This window comes from Brucella pseudogrignonensis (assembly GCF_002252525.1).
In the GTDB taxonomy this organism is placed as follows: domain Bacteria; phylum Pseudomonadota; class Alphaproteobacteria; order Rhizobiales; family Rhizobiaceae; genus Brucella; species Brucella pseudogrignonensis.
Genome location: NZ_NNRM01000053.1, coordinates 12,697 through 36,023 on the forward strand (window position 1 = coordinate 12,697; position 23,327 = coordinate 36,023).

The following is a 23,327-nucleotide window of genomic DNA, read 5'->3' on the forward strand; positions in this document are numbered from 1 at the left end:
GCCGATAGGAACAGGCCCGAATGAAAATTCGGGCCTGATTTGCGTTATGGATCAGGCGCGGGAAGGTCCCGTTTCCTGAAACCGGTCCAGCACATTGCGGGTAATGGTAGTGGTATAGGCGCAGTTGCGCTTGAGGCCCATTACCCATTCACAAAGCCCGGCGGTTATCACTTCACCGTCACCTTGCTTCATGGAGACGAGCATACCCGCACCATGTGCCAGGCGCTTGCGCGCCGCTTCATAGCCATCAGGCGCCATTTCGCAGATGCCTTGCAGATCGCTATCGCGAACATAGTAACGATGTCCCTGACCGTCGAGTTCATATTCGTAGATCGATGCTGGCGTCATGGCGAGAATTTCGATCTTTTCGGTCGGTACGCCATGCTCTTCAACGGCATAGGGGAAGCCGTTCTTGAATGAATAGTTGAGCCCGTCGACCTCATAACCGAAGATCTGGGCTTCGTGACCAAAGATATCCGCATAACGCAGATGCGTGCCTTCGAAGATCCAATGCTCTGGTTGGTAGACGGTAAGCCCGCGAGAGCCGCGGGGAGAGAAACCGCCCCAGCTGCCATACATTCCGTTTTCACCGTTAACACCGACAGTCGAAGCCCCCGGCCAGTTAACCGCGCCACTTGCCCAGTTCGCCGTGCATAGGTGTTTCTGATCGGTTTGCATGATGGGGTCTTGTGTAGGCGCTTTGGTTTTCCAGCAAACCTGTGTCTGGCCATCATTCTCAAGACGGATCTGCCAGAGGAAGTTGCCGCCAAAGCGCGCGAGATGCCCGCCGCGAGCGACGAAATCCTCGACGGTTTTGCGCATGTCCCATGACCAATATTCATCATGGCCAACGGTGACCAGACAATTGTAATCGTCGAGAATGCCGGGATTATAGTGGAGATCAGTCTGGGTTATATAGTCGATCTGATAGCCTGCTGCCTCGGCCCAGGTTACGAAATAACGTTCGTATTGGGCATAACCCGCAGATGAGTAATATTGCGAGAACCCCATCGTATAGCCCCATTCCTTGGATGGGTATCGGGTCGCATCGCCCATGTCCTGCCAGACCGGGTTACAAACGCGCGCAGCTCCCTGCGGCAACCAGATCATGCCTTTCGACCATGGGCGGCGCAGGCTCAAGATCGGCGAACCTTCGTTCTTATTTGGACCCCATGTTCCAAAATAGTGGTTCGCACCGCCCCAATCATTATAGGCAGTCCAGGTGCCAGTTGCGAACATGAGGAGAATGCGGCCCGAACGGGTCTTCTTCGTCGGGCGGACCACAACGAAATGATGTTGAACGAAGCGCTCGCCATCGGGGCGCATACATGTCGAGACAACGCGATAGAAGCCCGAGCGGGCATCGTCGGGAATTTTCCAGCTATAAAGAACTGGCCAGTCGCAGCCATCCATATAGGCTGTTTCTGATGTTTTGGTGAAGCTGCCGGGAAGGTCGAAAGCCTCGTCCATCATTTGAGGTTCGTGGCCGTCGCGATATATCTGGATCGACCATGTTTTGGCTGTGGTGGAGCCATGAAACTCGACCGTTTCACCGGGGTCGTAAGACATCTTCTCGGTGTAGACGAAAACTTCGGGCAGAGCAGGGTCTTCACGCGGAAACTGATAGCGATAGTCTGAAAGAAAGTGCTCGTCCGCAAAGCCTTTGCGAACCGCCCATGGCTTGATCGCATGTGGCCCCATTTCGGGAAAATTGAACTTGTCGCGGGACATTGTGAGCTTCCTCCTTGAATCAAAAATTCTGATTGCTGTTCAATGCTGAACGATCGGCATCGCCGGGATTGTCTTGTTCGTATTGCTGAAGGCGCTTCAGAAGGGCAGCGCCTCCTTCTATGAGGTCGAGTTGGACGGCGAGGCGTAACGCATAGCTGTCGCGGTTGCTGAGCGCCGTTAAAATGTTCTCGTGCTGGTGGCGTCCGGGATAACTCGGTTTTGCCGTTGGATAGAGCTCCGAAACGAGCGGACCAACCCTGATCCAGAGACTTTCAAGCACGTCTATCAGATGTGCCATCCGGCTTTGTTTGTAGAGCGCGAAATGGAAATCCGAATTTATCTGTAGGGCCGCGCGCCAATCTTCCGTGCGTTCCGCTTCGGTCAGATGCTGATGAATGGTTTCCAGTCTGGTGATGGTTTCATCGGATATGTTTGTCAGCGCATGTTCGGCTGCGAGAGGCTCCAGAACGAGCCTCATTGCGCGGATTTCCTTGTACTCAGCCAGCGTTAAACGCCGTACGCGAATATAAAAGCGCGGTTTGATTTCAATCGCGCCTTCGCGTGACAACTGCATGAGCGCTTCGCGAACAGGTGTCTCCGATGTGCCCAGATCCTGAGCCAGTTGACGAACTTTGAACCGCTGATGCGGTTTGAACTGTGCCCGCAGCAGCCCTGATTTGAGCTGCTGGTACACAATGTCTGAAAGGTTATCCCTTTCGTCGCCCGGCTGTTCGCTCACGCTTTTTCCTTACCGGGTGGAGATTGCCTTGAAAGCGTCTTCCGTCCGGGAAAGAGCGTCGTCGATCACCGCATCCGTGTGTGCGCAGGAGATGAACATGTTGTGCTTGTGGTGCAGGTAAACGCCGCGGTTCAGCGCTTCGCGACAGAAACGTGCGCCAAGCTGTGCATCCGTATCGCCGACAAATTGCACCAGCGGCATTGCGGCAGGTCCGGTTTGCAGCAGCTCAAAACCATGTGCGCGTGCCTGAGCATCAAGACCGGTGCGCAGGCGTTCGCCCGCATGTTTCATGCGTGCAGGACCATCAATACGCTTCAGTTCCTTGATGGTGGCAACCGCCGCTGCCATGGATGCACCAGCATACCAAAACGAACCAGTCATGTAAGCTTGTCCTGCAGATTCACGGAAACGGTTGGTTCCGGTGACCGCTGCAAGCGAATAACCATTGGCGATTGCCTTGGAATAAGCAGCAAGGTCAGGCTCAACGCCGGTTCCGCGCCAGCTTCCACCCAGATCAATGCGGAAGCCGCCACGCACGTCATCAAGAATGAGCGCCGCACCCGCCGCATCGCAAAGGGCGCGTGCCGTTTTGGCGAATTCTGTGGTGGGAAGTTCCTGCGGGATGGCAAGGTCGTGCTTGAAGGCGGAGACAATGATTGCAGCCAGATCGTCACCGGCTTGTTTTGCGGCGGCAGTGAGGCTTTCAACATCATTGTAAACATAGTGGACGAGGTGAGCACGATCTTCGGCCGTTACGCCGACCAGTGATGGCGTACACCATGGCACAGCACCGTGATAGGCACCCTTAGCGACCAGAACCTTGCGGCGTTTGGTTGCGCCGCGTGCGATTGTTACGCAGCTGGTCGTGGCGTCGGTGCCGTTCTTCTGCAGTAATGCCCAGTCGGCATGGGGTACCGTTTCAACGAGCAGCTCTGCAAGTTCAACAGCGTGCGCTGTTGGACCGTTGAGGCAATCGCCTGCCTTTATCTGGCTGAGTGCTGCAGCGTCCACGAGTTCATGACGGTGGCCCAGAATGATCGGTCCCCAAGCACACATGAAATCAATATAGCTGTTGCCGTTTACATCCGTAACATGAGCACCTTCGCCCGATGCAAAATACTGCGGATATCCCTCTGGAAGCGACGCTGCGCGCTGATGGCCCCACATGCCGTTCGGGATCACGCGTTCGGCGCGTGCACGAAGCTCTGCGTCTGGATTGTGTTCGCTCAGGGTTTGGGCTGAAGTGGAATGCGCAGGCATTGGTAGTCTCCCATTTGATGACGCTTTTACGTTCATCACCTCAAATTATGATATATCAAAAATGATCCTTGTCGCGATGATATGTCAAGAGAGATTCCAAAAATTGAGATAAATATTCCCGCTGCGAGGCATTCCATCGGTTTCTGTATGAGAATTTAGGCATTTTACCGCGTTATCTGGCAAAAACATCAGGCAAAACAGCGTTGAAGATGGTGCTCAGCCATTTTGATCAATAAATTTGATATATCATTATAGACATAGACGCGAAATGCGGGTTAAGCTCTGCCAACAACAAAAAGATCAGGGGAAAGCATGGCTAGCCAGAAGAGCACGCCCGATTCCGGGCTGGGTATTAGCATTCAGGGAGTGACTAAAAATTATGGGAGCTTCACAGCGGTAGACGGTCTCGACATGGAGATCGCGCCGGGTGAATTCCTTGCCCTGCTGGGGCCTTCGGGTTCCGGCAAATCAACTATCCTGATGATGCTGGCCGGTTTCGAGCGTCCCGACAAAGGACGTATTCTGTTTGGCAGCAGCGATTACACCCGCGTACCGCCGCATAAACGCAATATCGGCATGGTGTTTCAGCACTACACGCTGTTTCCCAATATGACGGTGCTCGATAATGTGGCTTTCCCACTTAAAACAAGGGGTGTGCCAAAAGAAGAACGGCACCGTATTGCCCGCGAGGCACTTGCTCGCGTGCGACTTGCCGATTTCGCCAATCGCAGTCCGAAGCAATTGTCGGGAGGGCAGCAGCAGCGTGTTGCGCTGGCTCGCGCTATTGTCTATTCGCCGCGCGTTCTTTTGATGGATGAACCCTTGTCGGCGCTGGACAAGAATCTGCGTGAAGAAATGCAGATCGAGATCAAACGCCTTCATTCCGAATTGGGCATGACCATCGTATTCGTCACCCATGATCAGGGTGAAGCGCTGACAATGGCGGATCGCGTTGCGATCCTGCAAGGCGGACATATTCAGCAAGTCGCCAGCGCGCGCGAACTCTATAACCGGCCCGCCAATCTGTTTTCTGCAAGCTTCATCGGTGAAATGAACCTCATCCCGATCGTATGGGATGGGACCAAGGCGCAAGCCGCTGACGGCACCGTGGTTTCGATACCCTCTGAAAATGTCATGGGAGCCAAATCCGGCAATGCGTTGATGGCAGTTCGTCCGGAACGCTTAATTCCTGCGGAGCACGGATTGGAAATCACCGTTCGTGATGTGATCTATGCCGGTCCGGACACTGCTATTCTAGGGGCAATGGCCGACGGAACAGAACTGCGCGCAAGACTGGCGAGTGCAGCGGTTCCTGACATTGGCGCAGGCCAAAAACTGCGATTGGGCTTTGCTCCCGAAGCAAGTCTCGTCTATTCCCGTGCGAGCTGAGCCGATGTTGAAAATGTTCTTTGAGCCAGACGGGCGCAAGCTATCGAAAGGCGGAATGCTTCTTCTGCTTTTGCCGTTCTTCTCGCTGCTATTGCTGTTCTTTATCTATCCGTTGGTCAGTCTGCTCGCTTTGTCCGTGACAGAGCCATCGGTTTCGTTGGACAATTATCAGCGGGTTTTCTCAAATCCGGTTTATCTCAATGTGCTGGGACGCACTGTTTTGATTGCCGCGCTGGTCAGCGTGATCGCACTGCTGATGGCCTACCCCATCGCATGGCTGATGGCGCATTCGAGCGGACCAAAACTGATCTTCATAACCGCCTGCATTCTGTTGCCGTTCTGGTCGTCTGTGCTGGTGCGAACCGCAGCCTGGGCAGTGCTTTTGCAGCGTAATGGATTGGTCAATCAAGGTTTGCTTCAACTTGGCCTCATAGATCAACCGCTGAAGCTGCTTTATACCCAAACCGCAGTTCTCATTGCTATGACGCATGTTCTCCTGCCGTTTGTGGTTCTGCCGATCTATGGCGCTATTCGCAACGTGCCGCGGGATTATGCGAGAGCTGCTGCCATCCTTGGAGCCGGCCCAATACGAACCTTTTTCGAGGTCATTTTTCCGCTCACCCTGCCGGGAGTTATGGGCGGGATGATCCTAACCTTTCTCACAGCACTTGGCTATTTCATCACGCCTTCGCTGCTTGGTTCGCCGAAAGAAATGATGATTGCAACGCTGATTTCCCAGCAGCTGCGCGAAACACTGGATTGGCCATTCGCAGCAGCACTGGTGGGTATTCTTACACTTCTGGTGATGGCTGTTTCGCTGGTCTTCGGTCGAGTGTTCAAGTTCAACCGGATGATGGGAGGCAATGCATGAACAGCCGCAATTTGCTCCTCAATGCCTATGTCTATCTGGTGCTGTGTTTTCTCGTTGTGCCGATCCTTATCATTCTGCCAATGGCGTTTAGTGAGACGGATTACATCACGTTTCCGCCTCGCGGGTTTACGTGGCAGTGGTTTGGTGCCTTCTTTCAGTCTGCACAATGGATGAGTGCAACGGCATTCAGCGCGAAGATTGCATTTTTCACGGCGATTTCGAGTGCAATTATTGGGTTATGTGCAAGCTATGCGATAGTTCGCGGCAAGGGTGCGCTCGCGACCATTTTCCAGACTTTGCTCATTGGCCCCATCGTTGTGCCGCATATCGCCCTGGCGATTGCGCTCTATCTGATGTTTCAAAGTGTCGGACTGACAGAGACAACGGCCGGTTACGTTTTTGCGCACACAATTATAGCATTGCCTTTCAGCGTGTTTACGATCGTAGCAGCGCTCTCGCAGGTCGATCCCGCTTTGGAAGATGCGGCAATGTGTTGTGGCGCCAATCGCTTTTTGGCTTTTCGCGCCGTGACCTTGCCGCTGATATGGCCGAATGTCTTATCGGGCGCGTTGTTTGCTTTCGTCATATCGTTTGATGAACCGGTAATTTCGTTCTTTCTCGCAGGTGTGCGCGACAAGACCCTACCGCGCATGATGTTCGATGATATCGAGCAGAACCTGACACCGATTATCCCAGCGATTGCCGTGATGCTCACGCTGCTTTCCATCATTGTTCTGGTGGGGGCCGCAGGGCTGCGCGCGCTTGCTACGCGTTCACAGCAGGCTGTGTCTGAAGAATAAGAAAACCATAGAAGTGAGGGAAACATGTTCAAGAAAACTACCAGATTACTGATGTGCGCTGGGTTGCTGCTTGCAGCCGGATCGATAGTGGCCAAAGCTGACAGCGTTGTTTATGCGACGACTGGCGGACAGATGCGCCAGACGCTTGAGAAAGAGTTCTACGGGCCTTTCAAGGAAGAAAGCGGCACGGATGTCGTGCCGTTTGATATTGAGGTGCCGGATCAATGGGCGCGTGTCGAAGCCATGAAGCGCGCCAACAAATTTGAGTTTGATATTGTTACGGCAACGGGTCCCGATCTGGTCGACAAAGCCGATCTTCTTTTGACGATTGATTGCTCGAAACTACCGAATGTCGAAGCGAAAGGCGTCGAAGGCTCCTGCAAGGAAAAGGGTGTTGCAAGAACGACGGGCGGTATGCTGCTCGCCTATGACACATCCGTTTACAAGGACAAGGTGCCTCAGACCTGGGCTGATTTCTGGGACGTGAACACGTTTCCCGGCCCGCGTGGATTGCCGGATACTGGTGATCGTGACTGGTGGTTGCCGGCTATCGCGCTGATCGCTGATGGCGTGCCGCGCGACAAGATCTTCCCGATGGATCTGGACCGGGCCTATAAAAAGCTCGACGAGATCAAGCCGCATATCAGCGTGTGGTGGAAGACGGGCAATCAGGTGGCACAGATCATGCGCGACCAGGAAGTCGCCATGACGATGTCCTATTCCGGCAGAGCATTGAGCGCCATGAATGATGGTGCGCCATTCAATGTAAGCTGGAATGATGCGGTGATGGACACAGGCTATTTCGCTATCCTGAAAGATGCCCCTAATCCGGAAGGCGCCCTGAAGTTTATCAATTACTTCTATGGTCATGCAGAAGGCCATCCGGCCTTCATCAAGACAGCAAACTACGCGACCCATTCAAAAGAAGGCGTGGCTTTGCTGCCTGAAGCTGAGCAGAAGAACTACGCAACTTCGCCGGATAATTACAAGCTGCTGCTTGTTCCGGATTTCAAATGGATCGGCGAGAACCGCAACATGCTGCGTGAACGCTGGCAGAACTGGCTTGCTGAATAAGCAAAGGTCCCAAAAGAATCTCAGGCCGACGCCCTCGTGGGGTCGGCCTTTTGTTTGGATCAATCTGTATAGGCTGACGATTTCAGATGCCTGACGAGAGCTGCTCCACCTTCGATCAGGTCCATGCGAATAGCCATGCGCAGAGCATAGGAGTCCCGATCGCGCAAGGCAGCCAGAACTTGTTCGTGCTGGTGAGGGCCGGCATAGGTTGGCATTGCGTTGGGATAAAGTTCCGAAAGGATCGGCCCGATACGCATCCAGAGCGCTTCAAGCACATCAATCAGATGTTTCATGCCTGAACGACGATAGATGATAAAATGGAAATCAAAGTTGGTCTGCAATGCTTCCGGCCAGTCGCCGCTTTTTTCTGCAGCAACCAGCCGATTATGCAGATCTTCAAGCTGAAGAATGTCTTCTTCAGTGATATGCGGTAATGCGCGTTCCGCCGCCATGGGTTCAAGTTCCAGACGCATCGCACGAATTTCTTCGTATTCATCGGCCGAAAGCTTGCGCACGCGGATGTAATAGCGCGGCTTGATCTCGATGGCACCTTCGCGCGAAAGCTGAATCAGAGCTTCACGCACAGGGGTCTCAGATGTTCCTAACGAGCGCGCAAGATCGCGGACCTTGAGCCGCTGAAGCGGAAGGAGCTGCGCCTGCATCAGCTGCGATTTGAGCGTATTGTAAACGGTGTTGGACAACACCTCGCCAGATTCCGTCTGCGCTTCTTCAGCGATAACATCATCAGCTTCAGTCAAGCTGTTGTCCGGTTCATTTACAAAATTCATCAATAGGCTCCAATTGCCGGACGCATCCTTATCGAGCGGTCGAATATATCAATTCATCATCACGACTCAAATGCCCATATGTTTGCATGCCAGAGCCATCTGTGCATCAAGCATCGGAACACCATTGATGATCCTGCATCCTTTGGCTTGGGCCAATTCCAGCCAGCGCGTCATCGGTGGATTGACGATGATGTCGGATATTATGGTGTCGGAGGAAATCCCTGTCAGATCCAGCGGAAGCTCGTCTTGCTCGGCCATGCCAAGCGATGTCGTATTGACGATGAGGTCGAAGTGGTTGCCGTGATCGGGTCCACTTTGGAGGGAGCAGTCTTTATAAGCAGATTGTATATCCGTGGCGAGCGCTGCAGCTTTTGCAGTATCGCGATTGGCGATCCACAAGGAACGCGCGCCCGCTTTTGCCAGCCCAAAGCCCACAGCACGCCCGGCGCCGCCTGCTCCCAGCATCAAAACAGACATGCCTTTAGGTTCGATACCATTGCTGCGCAATCCTTCGATAAAGCCGGGGCCATCCAAATTGTCACCAACAAGGCGACCACTTTCCTCCCGGCGCACGAAGTTGACGGCACCAATTTCTTGCGCTGCATCTGTCACAGCATCGAGAAGCGGAATGATTGCGATTTTGTGTGGGATAGTCACACCAAATCCGCTTACATTGCCCATTTTGCGAATGGATTGCGTAACTTGCGCAAGATCATCAGGATGAACGTGCAAGGGAACTGCCGCTGCGTTCTTCCCTGTCTTGTTGAAGTGGGTATTGAAGACGTGGCTTGCCCGCACATGACCGATTGGATGTGCCAGAACGAAAAGGATTTTGCTCTTGCCGGTAACTTCCATGGGTTAAGCCCTCGTCATTTCGCGTGCGATGATGATCCGCTGAATTTGTGACGTGCCTTCATAAAGACGGAACAGGCGCACGTCGCGATAGAAATGCTCGACAGCATAGTCCTGCATATAGCCGGAGCCACCATGTATCTGCACGGCGTGATCGGCGACGCGTCCCACCATTTCAGAGCAATAGAGTTTGCAGCTTGCCGCCTTGCGAATGATTGCGGGGTCTCCATCATCGAAAGCACGCGCTGAATCGAGTACCATGCATCGTGCGGCATAGGCTTCGGTGCTCATATCCGCCAGCATTGCCTGTATCATCTGGTGTTCTGCAATGGGCTTGCCGAATTGAACACGGGTTTTGGCAAAACCGACGGCTTCATCAATCAATCGCTCTGCCATGCCTGTGCAGACGGAGGATATATGCAGCCGACCACGGTTGAGAACTTTCATTGCTGTCTTGAAGCCACGGCCTTCCACACCACCAATGATGTTTTCCGCAGGGACACGAACATTCTCCAGATAGACATCACAGGTCTGCGTGCCGCGTTGTCCCATCTTATGGTCCGCCTTACCAACGGTGAGGCCGGGTGAATTGCGGTCAACCAGAAATGCTGTGACGCCGGAAGGTCCGGCTTCGCCTGTTCGTGCCATGAGCGTGAATACGCCAGCAATTGGCGCATTGGTTATGAAGCGTTTTACGCCATTGAGAATGTAAGCATCGCCGTCTTTTACTGCCGTGGTTTTGACCGCACCTGCATCGGACCCCACATCGGGTTCTGTCAGGGCGAATGAGCCAATGATTTCTCCACTGGCAAGTCTCGGCAACCAATAGGTTTTCTGGGCGTCGGTGCCGTCAGCGATAATCCCCTGCGACCCGATACCGTTGTTTGTGCCGATGACAGAACGAAATGCCGGAGAGGTGTAGCCGAGCTCAAAACCGACGAGGACCTCTTCCTCCATCGTCAACCCAAGTCCATCATATTGTTCGGGAATTGAGAGGCCGAACAGGCCCATGGCACGCATGTCGTCTATGACATCGGTGGGGATGCTGTTTGTTTCTTCCACCTGTCTTTCGACGGGCATCAACCGCTCTCTGACAAAGCGTCTGATCGTATCTAAGAGTGATTGAAAGGTCTCCGGGTCGCGGATCATGAAGTGCCCCTTCGCGGGTGATTTCAACAAAGATGAAACACGTCGCGTTTTGCAGAAATATCCTATTGCTAAGGGAATGTTTCATAGATTAAAGTTCGAGACAATATAAAATGAAATTAAATTCCATTTGTGGTTTTGCTATGATTGGAATGGGTTCAGGGGAAGTTGGGGAGAGGATGACCGAGCTTACCGATGTGGTGATCGAAAGCCGTCCGGCGGCAGGTGTGGCCTTACTGGAAATCAATCGTCCAGAAGCACTCAATGCATTGAATATGGATATCCGCCAGAAACTGTCAGAAGCAGTTGATCGGCTTGCGAGTGATGCGGAAGCGCGGGTTATCGTCATTGCGGGCAAAGGTGGAAATTTCGCCGCTGGTTCAGATGTTAAAGTGTTTGCACAAACTGGCGCGGGAGAAATTCTCGCCCAGCGGCTTCATCGTTACTGGGAGAGCCTCGCTCGTTGCCCCAAGCCTGTGATCGCTGCCGTGGAAGGCTATGCGTTGGGCGGTGGTTGTGAGCTTGCAATGCACGCCGATATTATCGTTGCATCAAAAACAGCAAATTTCGGTCAGCCGGAAATCAAGCTCGGATTGATGCCTGGCGCAGGGGGTACGCAGCGGCTTTTACGCGCGATAGGCAAATATAAAACTATGCTGCTTGCTCTGACGGGAGAAATGCTCTCGGCGGTGGACGCGGAACGATACGGTCTCGTCAGCCGATTGACGGACGAAGGGCAGGCGTTGGAAGAAGCGCTAAAGCTTGCTGGAAAAATTGCCCTGATGCCACCGCTTGCAGCGGAACAAATCAAAGAGGCTGTCACTCACGGCGAAGATGCACCTCTTGAAACAGCTCTGAGATTGGAGCGTAAAGCGTTCCAGCTTCTCTTCGACACGGAAGATAAGCGGGAAGGCATTGACGCCTTCCTGTCCAAACGCAAGCCTCAGTTCAAGGGGCGCTAGTATGGCTGCGATGTCGGAGCAATATCGTCTTATCAATAGAGTTGGTATCGTTGGTGCCGGGATTATGGGGATCGGCATAGCCGAAACCATGGCTGCGGCTGGCCTGACTGTTCATATATTCGACCAATTTCCCGGAAAAGCCGAGGCTTCAAAACAGGAGCTTGCAAAGCGCCTGGATAGCCGGGTTTCGCGCGGGAAACTGGACTCGGATACGGCGGCAGGTGTTCTTGATCGGATCACACCTGTTGATGCTCTTGGCGATTTGGCTGAGGTCAATCTTGTCATAGAAGCTGTTGTTGAAGACATTGGCGTGAAGCGAGAGCTGATTGCTGCGCTTGAAAAATGTCTTCCGCCTGAAGCGATCATCGCAACGAACACATCGTCTTTGTCGGTAACTGCAATTGCCGGTAAAGCTCAAAATCCGCAGCGCATAGCCGGGTTTCACTTTTTCAATCCCGTTCCGCTAATGCGCGTTGTGGAAGTAATCAAAGCTGCGCTGACGGATGCCAGGGTTCTTGATGTTCTGAAGGAGCTTGCAGTACGGGTTGGTCATCGACCCGTTATGGCTTCCGATACACCGGGTTTTATCGTCAACCACGCTGGTCGTGCTTATGGCACGGAAGCGCTTGCGATGATCCGGGAAAATATCGCTGATTTCACTACGATTGATGCAATTCTGCGGGACGCTGCCGGGTTCCGCATGGGGCCTTTCGAGCTTCTTGATCTGACGGGACTTGATGTGTCGCATCCCGTCATGGAAGCGATCTACGGGCAATATTATCACGAACCCCGTTATCGTCCGTCGGTTATCACACGGCAGCGCCTTGATGCAGGTCTGCTTGGACGCAAAAGCGGCCGCGGCTTTTATGATTATTCAGACGATGCCACGACAGCTGTAGCAAGCGATGGCGCGCGGAGCCTGCCCAAATCGGTGACGATTATCGGCGATACACCTGACAAGGCGCTGCATAAGATCGCGAAGCAGGCAGGCGTTCCAGTCATCAATGATGTAAGTGCGAGCGCGCTGGTTCTGATCGGTTTGATTGGCGATGATCTAACCTCGGCAATAGTGCGGGAAGGTCTGAACTCTGCCAACACCATCGGCTTTGATCCGGTATTTGGCATCCACAGACACCGAACGCTGGTCGCTTCACCGGGAGCAACGGACCTTACGCGGCAAGAGGCTCTCGCTTTGGCGCAGTCCGATGGAGTCAAAGCGTCGCTGGTTGAAGATACATGCGGAACTGTTTGCCAGCGTGTTTTGGCTATGATTGTGAATATCGCAGCCGATATCGTTCATCAAAACATAGCATCAGTCGATGACCTCGATGCTGCCGTGCGTCTGGGACTCGGCTATCCATATGGCCCGCTTGAATGGGGCGACCGGATCGGAGCCGATATCGTCGTCCATATTCTGGATCGCATGTTTGGGAGAACTGGAGATCCGCGATATCGCGCCAGCCTGTGGCTGCGCCGCAGGGCAGAACTGAAACTGCCATTGGCAGAATGCAATTAGGGAACCTTTATCATGGCCGAGAAAATTGAACTGAAACCTTCTGCGCCCTGGTATCGGCTCAATGTGACGGAAGATGACTGGCGCGCTGCAAATGCCGGTGATCTGTTAAAGTGGTATAGCCAGATGAAGCTCATCCGGCGCTTTGAGGAAAAAATACTCGACTTTGAGAAAGCGGGGCTGGTTCATGGTCCGGCTCATGCCAGTATTGGGCAGGAAGCTGCGGCAGTGGGCGCCATGTCGATGCTCGGTTCTAATGACCAGATCAATGGTACACATCGTGCGCATCACCAGGTGTTGACGAAGCTGATCAATGCACAGACACCATCGGATTTCGATATTCTTCAATCCGATTTTACCGACGACATGAATGATGCCGTCTATCGTTTGATGGCAGAGATTATGGGGCTTAACCCCGGCTATTGCGGTGGTCGTGGCGGCTCCATGCATATGCGCGATGCCGCATCCGGCATTGCAGGCACAAGTGCTATCGTTGGTGGCAATATTCCTCATGCTGCCGGTTATGCGCTCGCCGATAAACTGCTTGGCAGAAAAGGCATATCGGTCGCATTCTTTGGCGATGGCGCTTCCTTACAGGGAGCGACCTATGAAGCGATGAACATCGCTGCACTCTATCGTTTGCCCGTGATTTTCTACGTCGAAAACAATCTCTACGCGGTATCGACACACATTCAGGATGCCACGCGCGAAACACGCATTGCGTCGCGCGGCCCAATGCTGGGCTTCCCTGGCATTGAGTGCGACGGAATGGATGTTGTGGCTGTTCATCAGGCAATGCGTGATGCCTGTCAGATCATTGAAGAAGAAGGCGGCCCGGTCGTTATTGAAGCGCAATGCTATCGCTACCTTCATCAAAGCGGGAGCAAGGCCGGGAGCGATTTCGGATATCGTACAGGCGAAGAAGAGGAAGAGTGGAAGCGCCGTGATCCAATCGCGCAGGCAGAGCGGCGTTTGAAGGAACTTGGCATTGTCAGCGATGCAGAGCTTGCCGAGATCGACGTGAAAGTCAGCGCTGCAGTACAGGCTGCGGGATCTCGCCTGACTGAAACAGCACCCGGTAGCAATGTGCTGCGGATACCTGATGCTCTATGGCCTTCAGCAGAAAGCGTCGATGAAGGCATACTTGGCGACGGGCAGGAGTTCTCTGATGCTCGCTTTAGCGAGATTGAGGACTATTCCGCTGACGAGCTTGTGAAGGTGCGTTTTGCGGCGGCTGCGTCCGACGTTCTTGGTCGGGCAATGGAGAAGGACCCGACAATCATCGTCATGGGTGAGGATGTTCACCGTTTTGCCGGTGGCGTCAGCGGGTTCACCAAGAACGCACTTGAGCTGTTCCCGGGAAGAGTGCTCGCCATGCCGATTGCGGAAAATGGTTTTACGGGTGTCGCACTGGGAGCGGCCTTGCGGGGTCTGCGCCCGGTTGTGGAAATCATGTTCGGTGACTTCTGCTTTGTTGCGGCTGATCAGATCGCCAATGGTATTTCCAAAGTCCGTCATATGTTCGGCGATGGTTTTCCTGTGCCGATTGTGATGCGCGTTCGCGTGTCGCCGCACACTGGCTACGGCTCACAGCATTCGGGTGATCCATCGGCATTGTTTGCCATGTTTCCGGGATGGCGTGTCGTATCCCCTACCAATGCCTTTGACTATGTCGGGTTGATGAACAGCGCGCTCAAGTCAAATGATCCGGTGGCCATTATCGAACATGTTGAGTTTTATCAGCGTGAAAGCCTCGTGCCCAAGGAAGACCGTGATTATTGTATTCCTCTCGGGAAGGCCCGCATCGTGAGATCAGGCTCGGCATGTACGGTGCTTGCAACATCTGTGATGGTACAGGCCTCGGTTAAAGCCGCGGAAGAATCCGGCATAGATGCCGAGATTATCGACATGCGCAGCCTCGATATGACGGGCATTGATTGGGAGCTTATCGGCCAGTCTATAGCCAAGACCAATCGTGTGGTGATTGCCGAGCAGGTCGCGAGCGGGCTTTCGCTCGGACGCCATTGGGCTGCTGAAATTCAGCGGCGTTTCTTCAACGATCTTGACCATGAAATTCTCCATGTGACCGGCAGTTTGTCGTCGCCTGTGGTTTCACTGGTCTTGAATAAGGCGGCTCTTGGGTCGTCGGAAAAGGTTCGGGCGGCGCTGGAAACAATCACGCGCAATGCCTGATGAGTTTGAACATAAGAAGAGAAAAACGAGGAACGAAATGAAAAATGGGAAAACAGGGCTAAACCGCCTTTTGATGACGAATTTCAAAAGCCTGATGATGGCTGCGACGTTGCTGACTGCGGTTCCCGCAGCCTATGCGCAAAATGCAGATTCTCTTGTGATCGCGCGCAATATGGACATCAACTCGCTCGATCCGCATCGCACCTTCTGCGACACCTGCCAGATTTATGACTCGGCAGTTTATGAAGGTCTTTTGTCGCTCGACAAAGATAACAAGGTCGTGCCGGTGCTCGCCGAGAGCTATACCGCAAATGGCGATCAGACCGAATTTACCTTCAAGATAAATCCGAAAGCTGTGTTCTCGGATGGCTCGAAGGTTGAAGCCAAGGACGTTAAGTGGTCCTGGGAGCGCCTCAAGAATGTGAAGGCAAGCCCTTCATTTCTGGCAGATACGATTGCTTCCATCGATACGCCTGATGAGGCAACCGTGGTCGTAAAGACCAAGGCGCCCAATTCGGAGTTCTTCAATGTTGTGGCTTCGCCATATTTCGGCATCGTCAATAGTGAAGTTGCTACGTCTGAAGCCAAGGCCGTCAATGGTGAAGATGCTGCAGAAAAGGACAATGCTGAAGCCTGGTTTCTCGCCAATTCTGCAGGTAGTGGCCCGTTTGTTCTGGCCGCTTACGAACCCAATTCCGAACTTCGCCTGAAGCGTAATGAAAAATACTGGGGCGAGGCTGCGAAAGTAGGGGAAGTCGTTATCCGTCAGGTTAAGGATGCGGTTGCTCAGGCGCAAATGCTTGAAAATGGCTCTGCAGATATTGCCATGCAGATCGATCCGGAAACTGCCAAGACCATCCGCAATCCCGATGTGAAGATTGACTCCATTCATTCCTATAACTTCATTTATATCGCGCTCTCACCGGGTGCAAAATCGAATGAAGTGCCTCTGACACCGGAAGTTCGTGAAGCCATTTCCACGGCAATTGATCGTGAAACACTGCTCGATTTCATGTTGGGTGACAAAGGCCAGTTGATTGGTGCCGCTATTCCAATCGGCTTCCCGGGTGGCTCTGATCACAAGATACCTGAATACAACCCCGACAAGGCAAAGGAACTGCTTGCAAAGGCAGGGCACCCGGATGGTTTCAAGCTGGAGGCAACCTATCCAAACCTCAACGTCTACGGTGTTGATTTCACGCAGATGATGCAGAAGATCCAGCAGGATCTGTCCAAGGTGAATATCAAGGTTGAGCTGCAGCCTGTTTCTTTTGCAACGTGGCGTGAGAAGGTGAATGGTGACGGCACGCCGCTGACTGTCGTCTATTATGCACCTGACTTCTATGGCACATCGCAATATGTCGATGCATTCGGTCTGGCAAAGGGTAGCCTCTGGGCCAAGCGCGCGGGTGAAGCGCGTGACCCGTCATTCGTGATCGGCGATATTCAGCAGGTTATGGCCGATGCTCTTAAAGCGCCTGCCGATCAGGCTGATAAAGTCTGGTTCCAGGCTGGTGAGAAAATGGCCGCTGCCAATGTCATCATTCCGATGCTGAGCCCAGATGTCATTCTGGCATATAATAGCAAGGTGAACGGCGTGCGCTATTCGGCTTGCTGCAATCTGCCATTGGCTGAGATTTCAGTCGCCAAATAAGCTATCGAGATGAAACAAAAAAGGCCGGAGAGAAATCTCCGGCCTTTTTTGTTGCCATGATGTTTTAGTTCCGAACAGAGTTTGCAAGCTCCTGCAGGATACGGAGCGACAGGCCGCGTTTTTCCAAATGAGGCATGTGTCCACAGGCGTCAAAAGCGTGGAGCGCTACATTATCCGGCAGATTGCGGCTGTGTTTGAAAGGCAGGATGCGATCCTGTTTTCCAAAGACAACTCGAACCGGTATTTCGAGCGATGCAAGGTCGTTCGTGATTGATATGATTTGTGTTCCATCCGCAAAGAACTGTTTTGCAAAAGCGCTCATCGCGTCACTCAGCGGCTGGTTCTGTCGCTGTTGCACCACGGCTGAAATGAAGGCGTCTGAAATTGCGTCCTTTGCATGAACAAGTTCATGCAGCCAAGGTATGACGCTTTCTTTGGATTTGGCTTTAACGAAGTTCTCGACAAAGCCATTATTGATTTCCGGCCCCAGACCCGCTGGTGAAAACAATCCGAGCGCACGGATATCGATATTCCCTCGGACTGCCAGTCGGGCGCTCACTGCCGCGCCAAAAGAATGCCCGACAACTATCGTTTGCGAGAAGTTGAGCCGTTGGATTGTCGTTTCTACGCGTTCTGCAATTGCGTCGAGGTCGCCAACAACGTCAAGCGGTGAGGCACCATGCGATGGCAGATCAATCGCCAGCAAGGGTTGCTGCCATTGGGTGCCGGCAAACAAGCCACGCCAGTTATTATGATCCGAGGCAAAGCCATGCAGAAGGACAATCGGCGTTCCATCTCCCTTGCGCAGCCATACCGCGTTCAGCTCAGTACCGTTGATAGGTTGGGACGAGATGCTTGCCGCAGGCTGCTGCGTTTCGATGGCAGCAACAACATCTTTCTTCTGTATGCGCCCGCTCGGCCCGCTACCGTTGATCTGCGAAAGATCAATTCCAGCGTTTCCGGCCAGACGTTTTGCAAGTGGTGTTGCTACAGTCCTGCCGACTTGTGTGGTGTGTGAACGGATATCCAACGCCGGAGTTTCCGAAGACTTTGTGGCTTCAGGTGACGAAACGGCAGCGGGTTCCGATGCGGGTTTTGAAGTGGCCGAGGAAATAGCTTCGCCTTCAAGAAAAAGGCTTGCCACACTCTGGCCGACGTCGATTTCATCTGATGTCGAAGGCTTTAGAATTTTAAGTATTCCACTGTGAGGCGCGTCCACCTCAACAACGGTTTTATCGTTGTCTATTTCAAAAAGGAGCTGTCCTTGGCTGACTGTATCACCGTCTTTCGCGTGCCAACGAGAGATTGTGCCGGAATTGGTTTCCAGACTGACTTTTGGATATAGAATATCGGTGGCCATGAGATTTCCTGCAACAATCTGCTACGTCGCGTTGGCGATGATTAGGGTAAGGTGTGTGAAGGTGCTTCCAGCTTGCCGACAAGCCGCTCCTGCAGCTCGATGGTCAACTGTTTGAGTGCGGGGCCAATTTCGCCATAACAGACATCGCGTGGCGCAATGTCGGTAATGCCGCCACAGGTAATTGCCACAAGCTGGGTGCCATCAGTCGGGCTGAATGGAACGCCAACCGCATTTATATAGCTGTACCAGTCGCCGCATGATGCAACGAAGCCATCTCTCGCAAAATCTTCGAGTGCATTGCTTGTGAGGCGACGAATTTTCTCGGCCTGTTCCGGCTCGGCTGCAAGCATTTGCTCAAGCAGAGACTCACGCTGCGTTTCTTCCATGCCCGCATAATAGGAAAGTCCCATTGCAGTCCGCCAGATTGGCAACCTTGAGCCAACATTGAGGCGCAGGGAAACAGGGTTTTCAGAGCGCGCATTGGCGACATAGACCATTTCGCGTTGCTCACGCAGTCCCATGGCAACGGCGACACCGGTTTTTTCCGCAAGTTTCCGCATGAGCGGCATCGCCATATAAACAACAGCATTTGCACTGAGGCCTGAGTAGCCCAGCGAAATTGTCGCGGGGCCAATGCTATAGCGCCCGAGATTTTCATCGTAATTAAGATAACCCAGATTGACCAGGGTTAGTGTCAGGCGTGAAACGGTGGCTTTCGGCAAGCCTGTCCGATCAATAAGATCCTGATTTCCAAGAGAAATATCATTTGGGGTGAAGCTTCGCAAAATTTCCAGACCCCTTACGAGGGCACTGGAAACCTGAGCGCTGTCTTTATCGAGGTCCAATGAGCTGGGCTTCGTTCTCTTCTTCACGTTGTCTCCTGGGCGTGTGTCGTTTTCAGTTTAGAGGAATGCCGTTCCAGAAAATGAAATTTAATTTCATTTATATTGACGGCGTCAAATTTGCTTGTCAATACTATGTGCAAGGACGCACAAAAACTGCGCCAGATTTCCAAAATGGGAACCGTGCATGTCAAATTATCTCTTTAAGCGCCTAATTGCGATGCCATTTCTAATTCTTGGCATCGTGACCATGGCCTTTGCGCTCACGACGATAACCAAGGGTGATCCGCTTACATCCATTGTGGCCGAGCAGCAGATGAACAACCCGGAAGTTGTGGCTGCTGCAAAAGCAAAGTGGGGGCTCGATCGCAGTCTGCCAGAGCGCTATGTCATCTATCTCAAAAACCTTCTGTCTGGCGACATGGGGACCTCGTTCGTCACGAAGCGTCCTGTCAGCACAGACTTGATGGCCCGTTTGCCAGCCACGATGGAGCTGGTTTTATCGGCCATGGTTCTGGGATCTATTGTCGGTATCCTGCTTGGTATTCTGGCGGCTTATTATCGCGACAGCGCGATTGATCATGTGGCGCGCCTTTTTGCGCTGCTGGGATCATCTTTGCCCGTCTTCTGGCTGGGGCTTGCCGTTCTCTTCATCTTTTCAGTGCAGTTTGAGTTGCTGCCCGGACCGGGCCGACTTGATCCACGCATGGCGCCGCCTGCTGCCATCACAGGCCTCATGACAATCGACAGTCTGCTCGCAGGAAATTTCGCGGCTTTCAAAAATGCCCTCGCACATCTGATTCTCCCTGCGACAGTGCTTGGCTGGACCGTGGCGGGTACGATTTCGCGTCTCGTTCGCGCCAATATGCTTGATGTAATCGGGCGTGAATTCATCCTCACCGCGCGCGCCAAAGGTGCAGGCGAACTTCGTGTGGTGTTCCGCCATGCCCTACGCAACATTCTTGTGCCGGTTCTGACAGTCATCAGTTATTCGTTTGCTTATCTCATCACAGGTGCCGTGCTGACCGAAACAATTTTCGCCTGGCCTGGCATGGGATCTTATGCGGTTGAGGCTGCGCGATCACTGGATTTCCCAGCAATCATTGGTGTTACCATCGTCGGTGGCGTGATGTTCCTGATTACGAACCTGCTCACCGATGTTGCCTATGTTCTCGCAAATCCGCGCGTGCGCCTGGGCTAAGGGGAAAGCAAATGGTTGCAGCAGCAAACACCTCATCACGTCAGCTTAAATTCAGAATACCGCGCTGGTTTACCTTGCCGGTGGCAATCGGAATTATTGTCGTCGCCTTCTGGATCATTGCGACATTCTTTGCGCCATATATGACGCCCTACGACCCGCTCGACATGGTTGGACGCCGCCTGCAGGCACCAAGCTGGTCGCACTGGCTTGGAACCGATGCTCTGGGACGCGATGTGTTGACGCGCACGCTCTACGGAGCCAAGCATTCGCTGCCAATTGCCCTTTTGGTGGTGGTAAGTGCGGTTATCATTGGTGCGTTGGCTGGTGCTATCTCAGGCTATAAAGGTGGATTGATCGGCTCAGCCATTATGCGGCTCGTCGATATCACACTGTCATTTCCTCCGATGCTTCTCGCAATGGCGGTTGCCGCATCGCTCGGACCCGGGCTTGAAAACGCTGCGATTGCCATGGTCATTGTTTGGTGGCCTGTCTATGCGCGCCTCATGCGGGCACAGGTGCTGGAAGTGCGTGAGCGTGAGCATGTGGAGGCCGCGATAGCATCTGGCGCCAGCAGCTCCCGTGTTCTGTTCAAGCATATTCTGCCGCTCTGCTGGACCCCGATTTTGATCAGCGCAACGATGGATCTAGGGCAGGTCATTCTGCTTGCGGCATCGCTCAGCTTTATCGGTCTTGGCGCAACGCCGCCCACGCCGGAATGGGGCTCCATGATCGCCGAGGGTGCTGTCTATTTCTACAACTGGTGGATCGCGATGGGGCCGGGCCTTGCTATCCTGACCATCGTTCTTGGTTTCAATTTCATCGGCGATGGTCTTCGCGACTATTTCGACCCGCGTTCGAAGTGATTGGAGAACAAAATGACAAATCCAAATGAGAACACCAGTCTCTTTCGAATTGAAAACCTGCGTGTCGGCTTTGGCCGCGATGGTGTGGTGCTTGATGCGGTCAGAGGCATCAATCTTGAACTCAAGCGGCGCGAAGTTTTGGGGATCGTTGGCGAGTCCGGCTCCGGCAAGTCTATCGGGATGCTGGCCTCAATCGGCCTGACGCCGCCCAATGCCAAGGTTTCAGGCTCGGTTACGTTTCAGGGCGAAGAACTGGTTGGCAAGTCGCGGCGCGAAATGCGAAGCCTTCGCGGCTCGAAAATTGCGATGATCTTTCAGGACCCGCTGTCTTCTCTCAATCCGGTGATGAAGGTAGGCGATCAGCTGATCGAGGCCTTGCAGCTTCATCAGAAAAAGCTCAACCGGAAAGCCGCTATGGCGCGGGCGATTGAGTTGCTGGAGCTCGTCTCCATTCCGCAACCTGATCAGCGTGTGAAACAATACCCGCATGAGTTTTCAGGTGGGATGCGGCAGCGCGTGATGATCGCCATGGCTGTCGCTAATGATCCGGACCTATTGATTGCGGACGAACCTACCACGGCACTTGATGTCACGGTTCAGGCGCAGATCATGGCAGTATTGCGGGACTTGCAGAATAAACTTGGTCTGGGACTTATCCTCATCACACACGATCTTGGTGTGCTTGCGGGCCATGCTGACCGTGTTGCCGTTGTCTATGCTGGTGAAGTGGTCGAGGAAGCGGATGTCTTTGAACTTTTCGACAATCCTCGTCATCCATATACGCGCGGGCTGATCGCTTCGATCCCGACACTAAATGATAGCGGCGGCAAACTCTATTCCATTGATGGTGCGCCGCCTGTTCTGGGTGCTTTCCCCAAAGGATGTGCGTTTCATCCGCGATGCGCACATGCACAGGAAATCTGCAAGACAACGGCTCCCACATATCAGCAATTCGGACGCCACATATCGGCGTGCCACTTTGCCGACAGTCTGCCTGCATATCAACGAAAGGCCGACATACCGGTCAGTAACGAGGCCGCGCTATGAACCAGAGTTTTTCATCGCAAACAGCTCCATCCTCTGTGTCGGATGCCGCTCTTTCGGTCCGCAATCTTCGCAAATCGTTTCCGATCAAAGGCGGCACGATCTTTCAGCGTGATGTGGCTGAGGTTAAAGCGGTCGACGATATTTCGTTTGATCTGGCCAAGGGTGAGACGCTTGGCCTAGTCGGTGAATCCGGCTGCGGAAAATCCACACTCGGGCGTTGCCTGCTCAGGCTGATCGAGCCGACGAGCGGAGAGGTTCTGTTTCAGGGACAGAACGTGGCGCAGTTCTCGCCGAAAGAAATGCGCGCTGCACGCAAGCATCTGCAATTCGTGTTTCAGGATCCGTTTGCTTCACTTCATCCGCGTATGCGCATCGAAGAAAGCATCGCCGAGCCGCTTCGTATCAGTGATCTTTCACAACAGCAGCGTAAAGAGCGTGTCCAGGAAATGCTGCGACTTGTCCGGCTCAACCCGGAGCACGGCAAGCGTTATCCGCATGAGCTGTCAGGCGGCCAGCGGCAACGTGTCGTGATCGCACGCGCCTTGGCGCTTAACCCGCAGGTTATGGTGCTCGATGAACCTGTCTCGGCGCTCGACGTTTCGGTGCAGGCTGGGGTGCTGAATCTCTTGCAGGAAATTCAGGCGGAGTTCGGCACGTCCTACATCTTCATTGCGCATGATCTGTCAGTCGTGCGGCATATCTCGCACACGGTTGCAGTGATGTATCTTGGGCGGATCGTTGAGAAGGCTCCGGCTGGAGAACTCTATAACCGACCGCTGCACCCTTACACGCAGGCTTTGATGTCGGCTGTTCCGCTGGCCGATCCGGTCATTGAGCGAAAGCGGCAGCAAATTCTGCTCAAGGGCGATGTGCCGAGCCCGATCAATCCCCCATCCGGTTGCCCGTTCAGAACCCGCTGTTTCAGGGCGGAAGCGATCTGCGCGGAAGTCAGGCCGGAATTGCAGCTTCAGGGAGGCGGACACGCGGTCGCGTGTCACTTCCCGCAGGAATGGCGATCACCTCAGTAATTCCCGTGACTAAT

Annotated in this window: 20 protein-coding genes; 12 read left to right on the forward strand and 8 right to left on the reverse strand. The window is 53.5% G+C overall.

The genetic code is table 11. The annotated features are described in order from the left end of the window. Positions 1 to 51: 51 nt before the first annotated feature. From CEV34_RS25375 to CEV34_RS25385, 3 genes are read right to left on the reverse strand one after another with little or no spacing between them, the layout of a single operon-like run. A complete protein-coding gene (locus CEV34_RS25375; RefSeq protein WP_007878223.1) occupies positions 52 to 1,731 on the reverse strand; it encodes a N,N-dimethylformamidase beta subunit family domain-containing protein in 1,680 nt (559 codons plus the stop codon). 19 nt (positions 1,732 to 1,750) lie between these two features. Beyond that, positions 1,751 to 2,470 (reverse strand): GntR family transcriptional regulator, encoded by a 720-nt coding sequence (locus CEV34_RS25380; protein WP_007878224.1) that lies wholly within the window; start codon positions 2,468 to 2,470, stop codon positions 1,751 to 1,753. Between the two features lie 9 nt (positions 2,471 to 2,479). Continuing rightward, positions 2,480 to 3,730, reverse strand: a complete 1,251-nt coding sequence (locus tag CEV34_RS25385) for an aminotransferase class III-fold pyridoxal phosphate-dependent enzyme (protein ID WP_007878225.1) — start codon at positions 3,728 to 3,730, stop codon at positions 2,480 to 2,482. A gap of 312 nt (positions 3,731 to 4,042) precedes the next feature. Between CEV34_RS25385 and CEV34_RS25390 the strand changes: the two genes are divergently transcribed. Genes CEV34_RS25390 through CEV34_RS25405 form a run of 4 tightly spaced genes read left to right on the forward strand, consistent with a single transcriptional unit; the run spans position 4,043 to position 7,864 of the window. Then, positions 4,043 to 5,119, forward strand: coding sequence for an ABC transporter ATP-binding protein (locus CEV34_RS25390; RefSeq protein WP_007878226.1), 1,077 nt, complete (start codon positions 4,043 to 4,045; stop codon positions 5,117 to 5,119). Between the two features lie 4 nt (positions 5,120 to 5,123). Then, positions 5,124 to 5,990, forward strand: coding sequence for an ABC transporter permease (locus tag CEV34_RS25395; RefSeq protein ID WP_007878228.1), 867 nt, complete (start codon positions 5,124 to 5,126; stop codon positions 5,988 to 5,990). Continuing rightward, complete coding sequence (locus tag CEV34_RS25400) at positions 5,987 to 6,790, forward strand: ABC transporter permease (RefSeq protein WP_007878229.1); 804 nt, start codon at positions 5,987 to 5,989, stop codon at positions 6,788 to 6,790. Before CEV34_RS25395 ends, CEV34_RS25400 begins: the two co-directional genes overlap by 4 nt. Positions 6,791 to 6,814: 24 nt before the next feature. Beyond that, a complete protein-coding gene (locus tag CEV34_RS25405) occupies positions 6,815 to 7,864 on the forward strand; it encodes an extracellular solute-binding protein (protein ID WP_039860548.1) in 1,050 nt (349 codons plus the stop codon). Positions 7,865 to 7,923: 59 nt separating this feature from the next. Here CEV34_RS25405 and CEV34_RS25410 read toward each other — a convergent pair whose 3' ends face one another. From CEV34_RS25410 to CEV34_RS25420, 3 genes are all read right to left on the reverse strand, one after another. Continuing rightward, positions 7,924 to 8,652 (reverse strand): GntR family transcriptional regulator, encoded by a 729-nt coding sequence (locus CEV34_RS25410; RefSeq protein WP_007878231.1) that lies wholly within the window; start codon positions 8,650 to 8,652, stop codon positions 7,924 to 7,926. Positions 8,653 to 8,718: 66 nt separating this feature from the next. Further along, entirely contained in the window at positions 8,719 to 9,507 is a 789-nt protein-coding gene (locus CEV34_RS25415) for a shikimate dehydrogenase family protein (RefSeq protein WP_007878232.1), read from the reverse strand. A gap of 3 nt (positions 9,508 to 9,510) precedes the next feature. After that, a complete protein-coding gene (locus CEV34_RS25420; protein WP_007878233.1) occupies positions 9,511 to 10,653 on the reverse strand; it encodes an acyl-CoA dehydrogenase family protein in 1,143 nt (380 codons plus the stop codon). A gap of 110 nt (positions 10,654 to 10,763) precedes the next feature. On the opposite strand from CEV34_RS25420, the gene CEV34_RS25425 reads away from it, so the two are divergent. The 4 genes from CEV34_RS25425 to CEV34_RS25440 all read left to right on the forward strand — a co-directional run bounded on the left by CEV34_RS25425 (position 10,764) and on the right by CEV34_RS25440 (position 16,972). Continuing rightward, the gene (locus CEV34_RS25425) at positions 10,764 to 11,612 is read left to right on the forward strand and encodes an enoyl-CoA hydratase-related protein (RefSeq protein ID WP_039860550.1); all 849 of its coding nucleotides are present in this window, start codon (positions 10,764 to 10,766) and stop codon (positions 11,610 to 11,612) included. Between the two features lies 1 nt (position 11,613). Beyond that, positions 11,614 to 13,128, forward strand: a complete 1,515-nt coding sequence (locus CEV34_RS25430; protein WP_007878236.1) for a 3-hydroxyacyl-CoA dehydrogenase — start codon at positions 11,614 to 11,616, stop codon at positions 13,126 to 13,128. Positions 13,129 to 13,140: 12 nt separating this feature from the next. Then, positions 13,141 to 15,318 carry a dehydrogenase E1 component subunit alpha/beta gene (locus CEV34_RS25435; RefSeq protein ID WP_007878237.1) on the forward strand — a complete coding sequence of 726 codons (2,178 nt, stop codon included), beginning with the start codon at positions 13,141 to 13,143 and terminating at the stop codon, positions 15,316 to 15,318. 94 nt (positions 15,319 to 15,412) lie between these two features. Continuing rightward, a complete protein-coding gene (locus CEV34_RS25440) occupies positions 15,413 to 16,972 on the forward strand; it encodes an ABC transporter substrate-binding protein (protein WP_051063973.1) in 1,560 nt (519 codons plus the stop codon). A 64-nt stretch (positions 16,973 to 17,036) separates the two neighbouring features. Here CEV34_RS25440 and CEV34_RS25445 read toward each other — a convergent pair whose 3' ends face one another. Both CEV34_RS25445 and CEV34_RS25450 read right to left on the reverse strand, forming a co-directional pair. After that, positions 17,037 to 18,332, reverse strand: coding sequence for an acetoin dehydrogenase dihydrolipoyllysine-residue acetyltransferase subunit (locus CEV34_RS25445; RefSeq protein WP_007878241.1), 1,296 nt, complete (start codon positions 18,330 to 18,332; stop codon positions 17,037 to 17,039). 41 nt (positions 18,333 to 18,373) lie between these two features. Continuing rightward, positions 18,374 to 19,204, reverse strand: coding sequence for an IclR family transcriptional regulator (locus CEV34_RS25450; RefSeq protein ID WP_039860553.1), 831 nt, complete (start codon positions 19,202 to 19,204; stop codon positions 18,374 to 18,376). A 157-nt stretch (positions 19,205 to 19,361) separates the two neighbouring features. Between CEV34_RS25450 and CEV34_RS25455 the strand changes: the two genes are divergently transcribed. From CEV34_RS25455 to CEV34_RS25470, 4 genes are read left to right on the forward strand one after another with little or no spacing between them, the layout of a single operon-like run. Then, entirely contained in the window at positions 19,362 to 20,375 is a 1,014-nt protein-coding gene (locus CEV34_RS25455) for an ABC transporter permease (RefSeq protein WP_007878243.1), read from the forward strand. Positions 20,376 to 20,386: 11 nt separating this feature from the next. After that, on the forward strand, positions 20,387 to 21,238 hold the full coding sequence (locus CEV34_RS25460; protein WP_064321469.1) for an ABC transporter permease: 852 nt from the start codon (positions 20,387 to 20,389) through the stop codon (positions 21,236 to 21,238). Between the two features lie 12 nt (positions 21,239 to 21,250). Beyond that, positions 21,251 to 22,285, forward strand: coding sequence for an ABC transporter ATP-binding protein (locus CEV34_RS25465; RefSeq protein WP_007878248.1), 1,035 nt, complete (start codon positions 21,251 to 21,253; stop codon positions 22,283 to 22,285). Beyond that, on the forward strand, positions 22,282 to 23,313 hold the full coding sequence (locus tag CEV34_RS25470; protein WP_007878250.1) for an ABC transporter ATP-binding protein: 1,032 nt from the start codon (positions 22,282 to 22,284) through the stop codon (positions 23,311 to 23,313). Before CEV34_RS25465 ends, CEV34_RS25470 begins: the two co-directional genes overlap by 4 nt. Positions 23,314 to 23,327: the final 14 nt, after the last annotated feature.

Bases quoted from the DNA above. Each gene is read 5' to 3' on its own strand.
- CEV34_RS25375 (WP_007878223.1), bottom strand. From the start codon at position 1,731: ATGTCCCGCGACAAGTTCAATTTTCCCGAAATGGGGCCACATGCGATC.
- CEV34_RS25385 (WP_007878225.1), bottom strand. From the start codon at position 3,730: ATGCCTGCGCATTCCACTTCAGCCCAAACCCTGAGCGAACACAATCCA.
- CEV34_RS25390 (WP_007878226.1), top strand. From the start codon at position 4,043: ATGGCTAGCCAGAAGAGCACGCCCGATTCCGGGCTGGGTATTAGCATT.
- CEV34_RS25395 (WP_007878228.1), top strand. From the start codon at position 5,124: ATGTTGAAAATGTTCTTTGAGCCAGACGGGCGCAAGCTATCGAAAGGC.
- CEV34_RS25400 (WP_007878229.1), top strand. From the start codon at position 5,987: ATGAACAGCCGCAATTTGCTCCTCAATGCCTATGTCTATCTGGTGCTG.
- CEV34_RS25405 (WP_039860548.1), top strand. From the start codon at position 6,815: ATGTTCAAGAAAACTACCAGATTACTGATGTGCGCTGGGTTGCTGCTT.
- CEV34_RS25410 (WP_007878231.1), bottom strand. From the start codon at position 8,652: ATGAATTTTGTAAATGAACCGGACAACAGCTTGACTGAAGCTGATGAT.
- CEV34_RS25415 (WP_007878232.1), bottom strand. From the start codon at position 9,507: ATGGAAGTTACCGGCAAGAGCAAAATCCTTTTCGTTCTGGCACATCCA.
- CEV34_RS25420 (WP_007878233.1), bottom strand. From the start codon at position 10,653: ATGATCCGCGACCCGGAGACCTTTCAATCACTCTTAGATACGATCAGA.
- CEV34_RS25425 (WP_039860550.1), top strand. From the start codon at position 10,764: ATGAAATTAAATTCCATTTGTGGTTTTGCTATGATTGGAATGGGTTCA.
- CEV34_RS25430 (WP_007878236.1), top strand. From the start codon at position 11,614: ATGGCTGCGATGTCGGAGCAATATCGTCTTATCAATAGAGTTGGTATC.
- CEV34_RS25435 (WP_007878237.1), top strand. From the start codon at position 13,141: ATGGCCGAGAAAATTGAACTGAAACCTTCTGCGCCCTGGTATCGGCTC.
- CEV34_RS25440 (WP_051063973.1), top strand. From the start codon at position 15,413: ATGATGGCTGCGACGTTGCTGACTGCGGTTCCCGCAGCCTATGCGCAA.
- CEV34_RS25445 (WP_007878241.1), bottom strand. From the start codon at position 18,332: ATGGCCACCGATATTCTATATCCAAAAGTCAGTCTGGAAACCAATTCC.
- CEV34_RS25455 (WP_007878243.1), top strand. From the start codon at position 19,362: ATGTCAAATTATCTCTTTAAGCGCCTAATTGCGATGCCATTTCTAATT.
- CEV34_RS25460 (WP_064321469.1), top strand. From the start codon at position 20,387: ATGGTTGCAGCAGCAAACACCTCATCACGTCAGCTTAAATTCAGAATA.
- CEV34_RS25465 (WP_007878248.1), top strand. From the start codon at position 21,251: ATGACAAATCCAAATGAGAACACCAGTCTCTTTCGAATTGAAAACCTG.
- CEV34_RS25470 (WP_007878250.1), top strand. From the start codon at position 22,282: ATGAACCAGAGTTTTTCATCGCAAACAGCTCCATCCTCTGTGTCGGAT.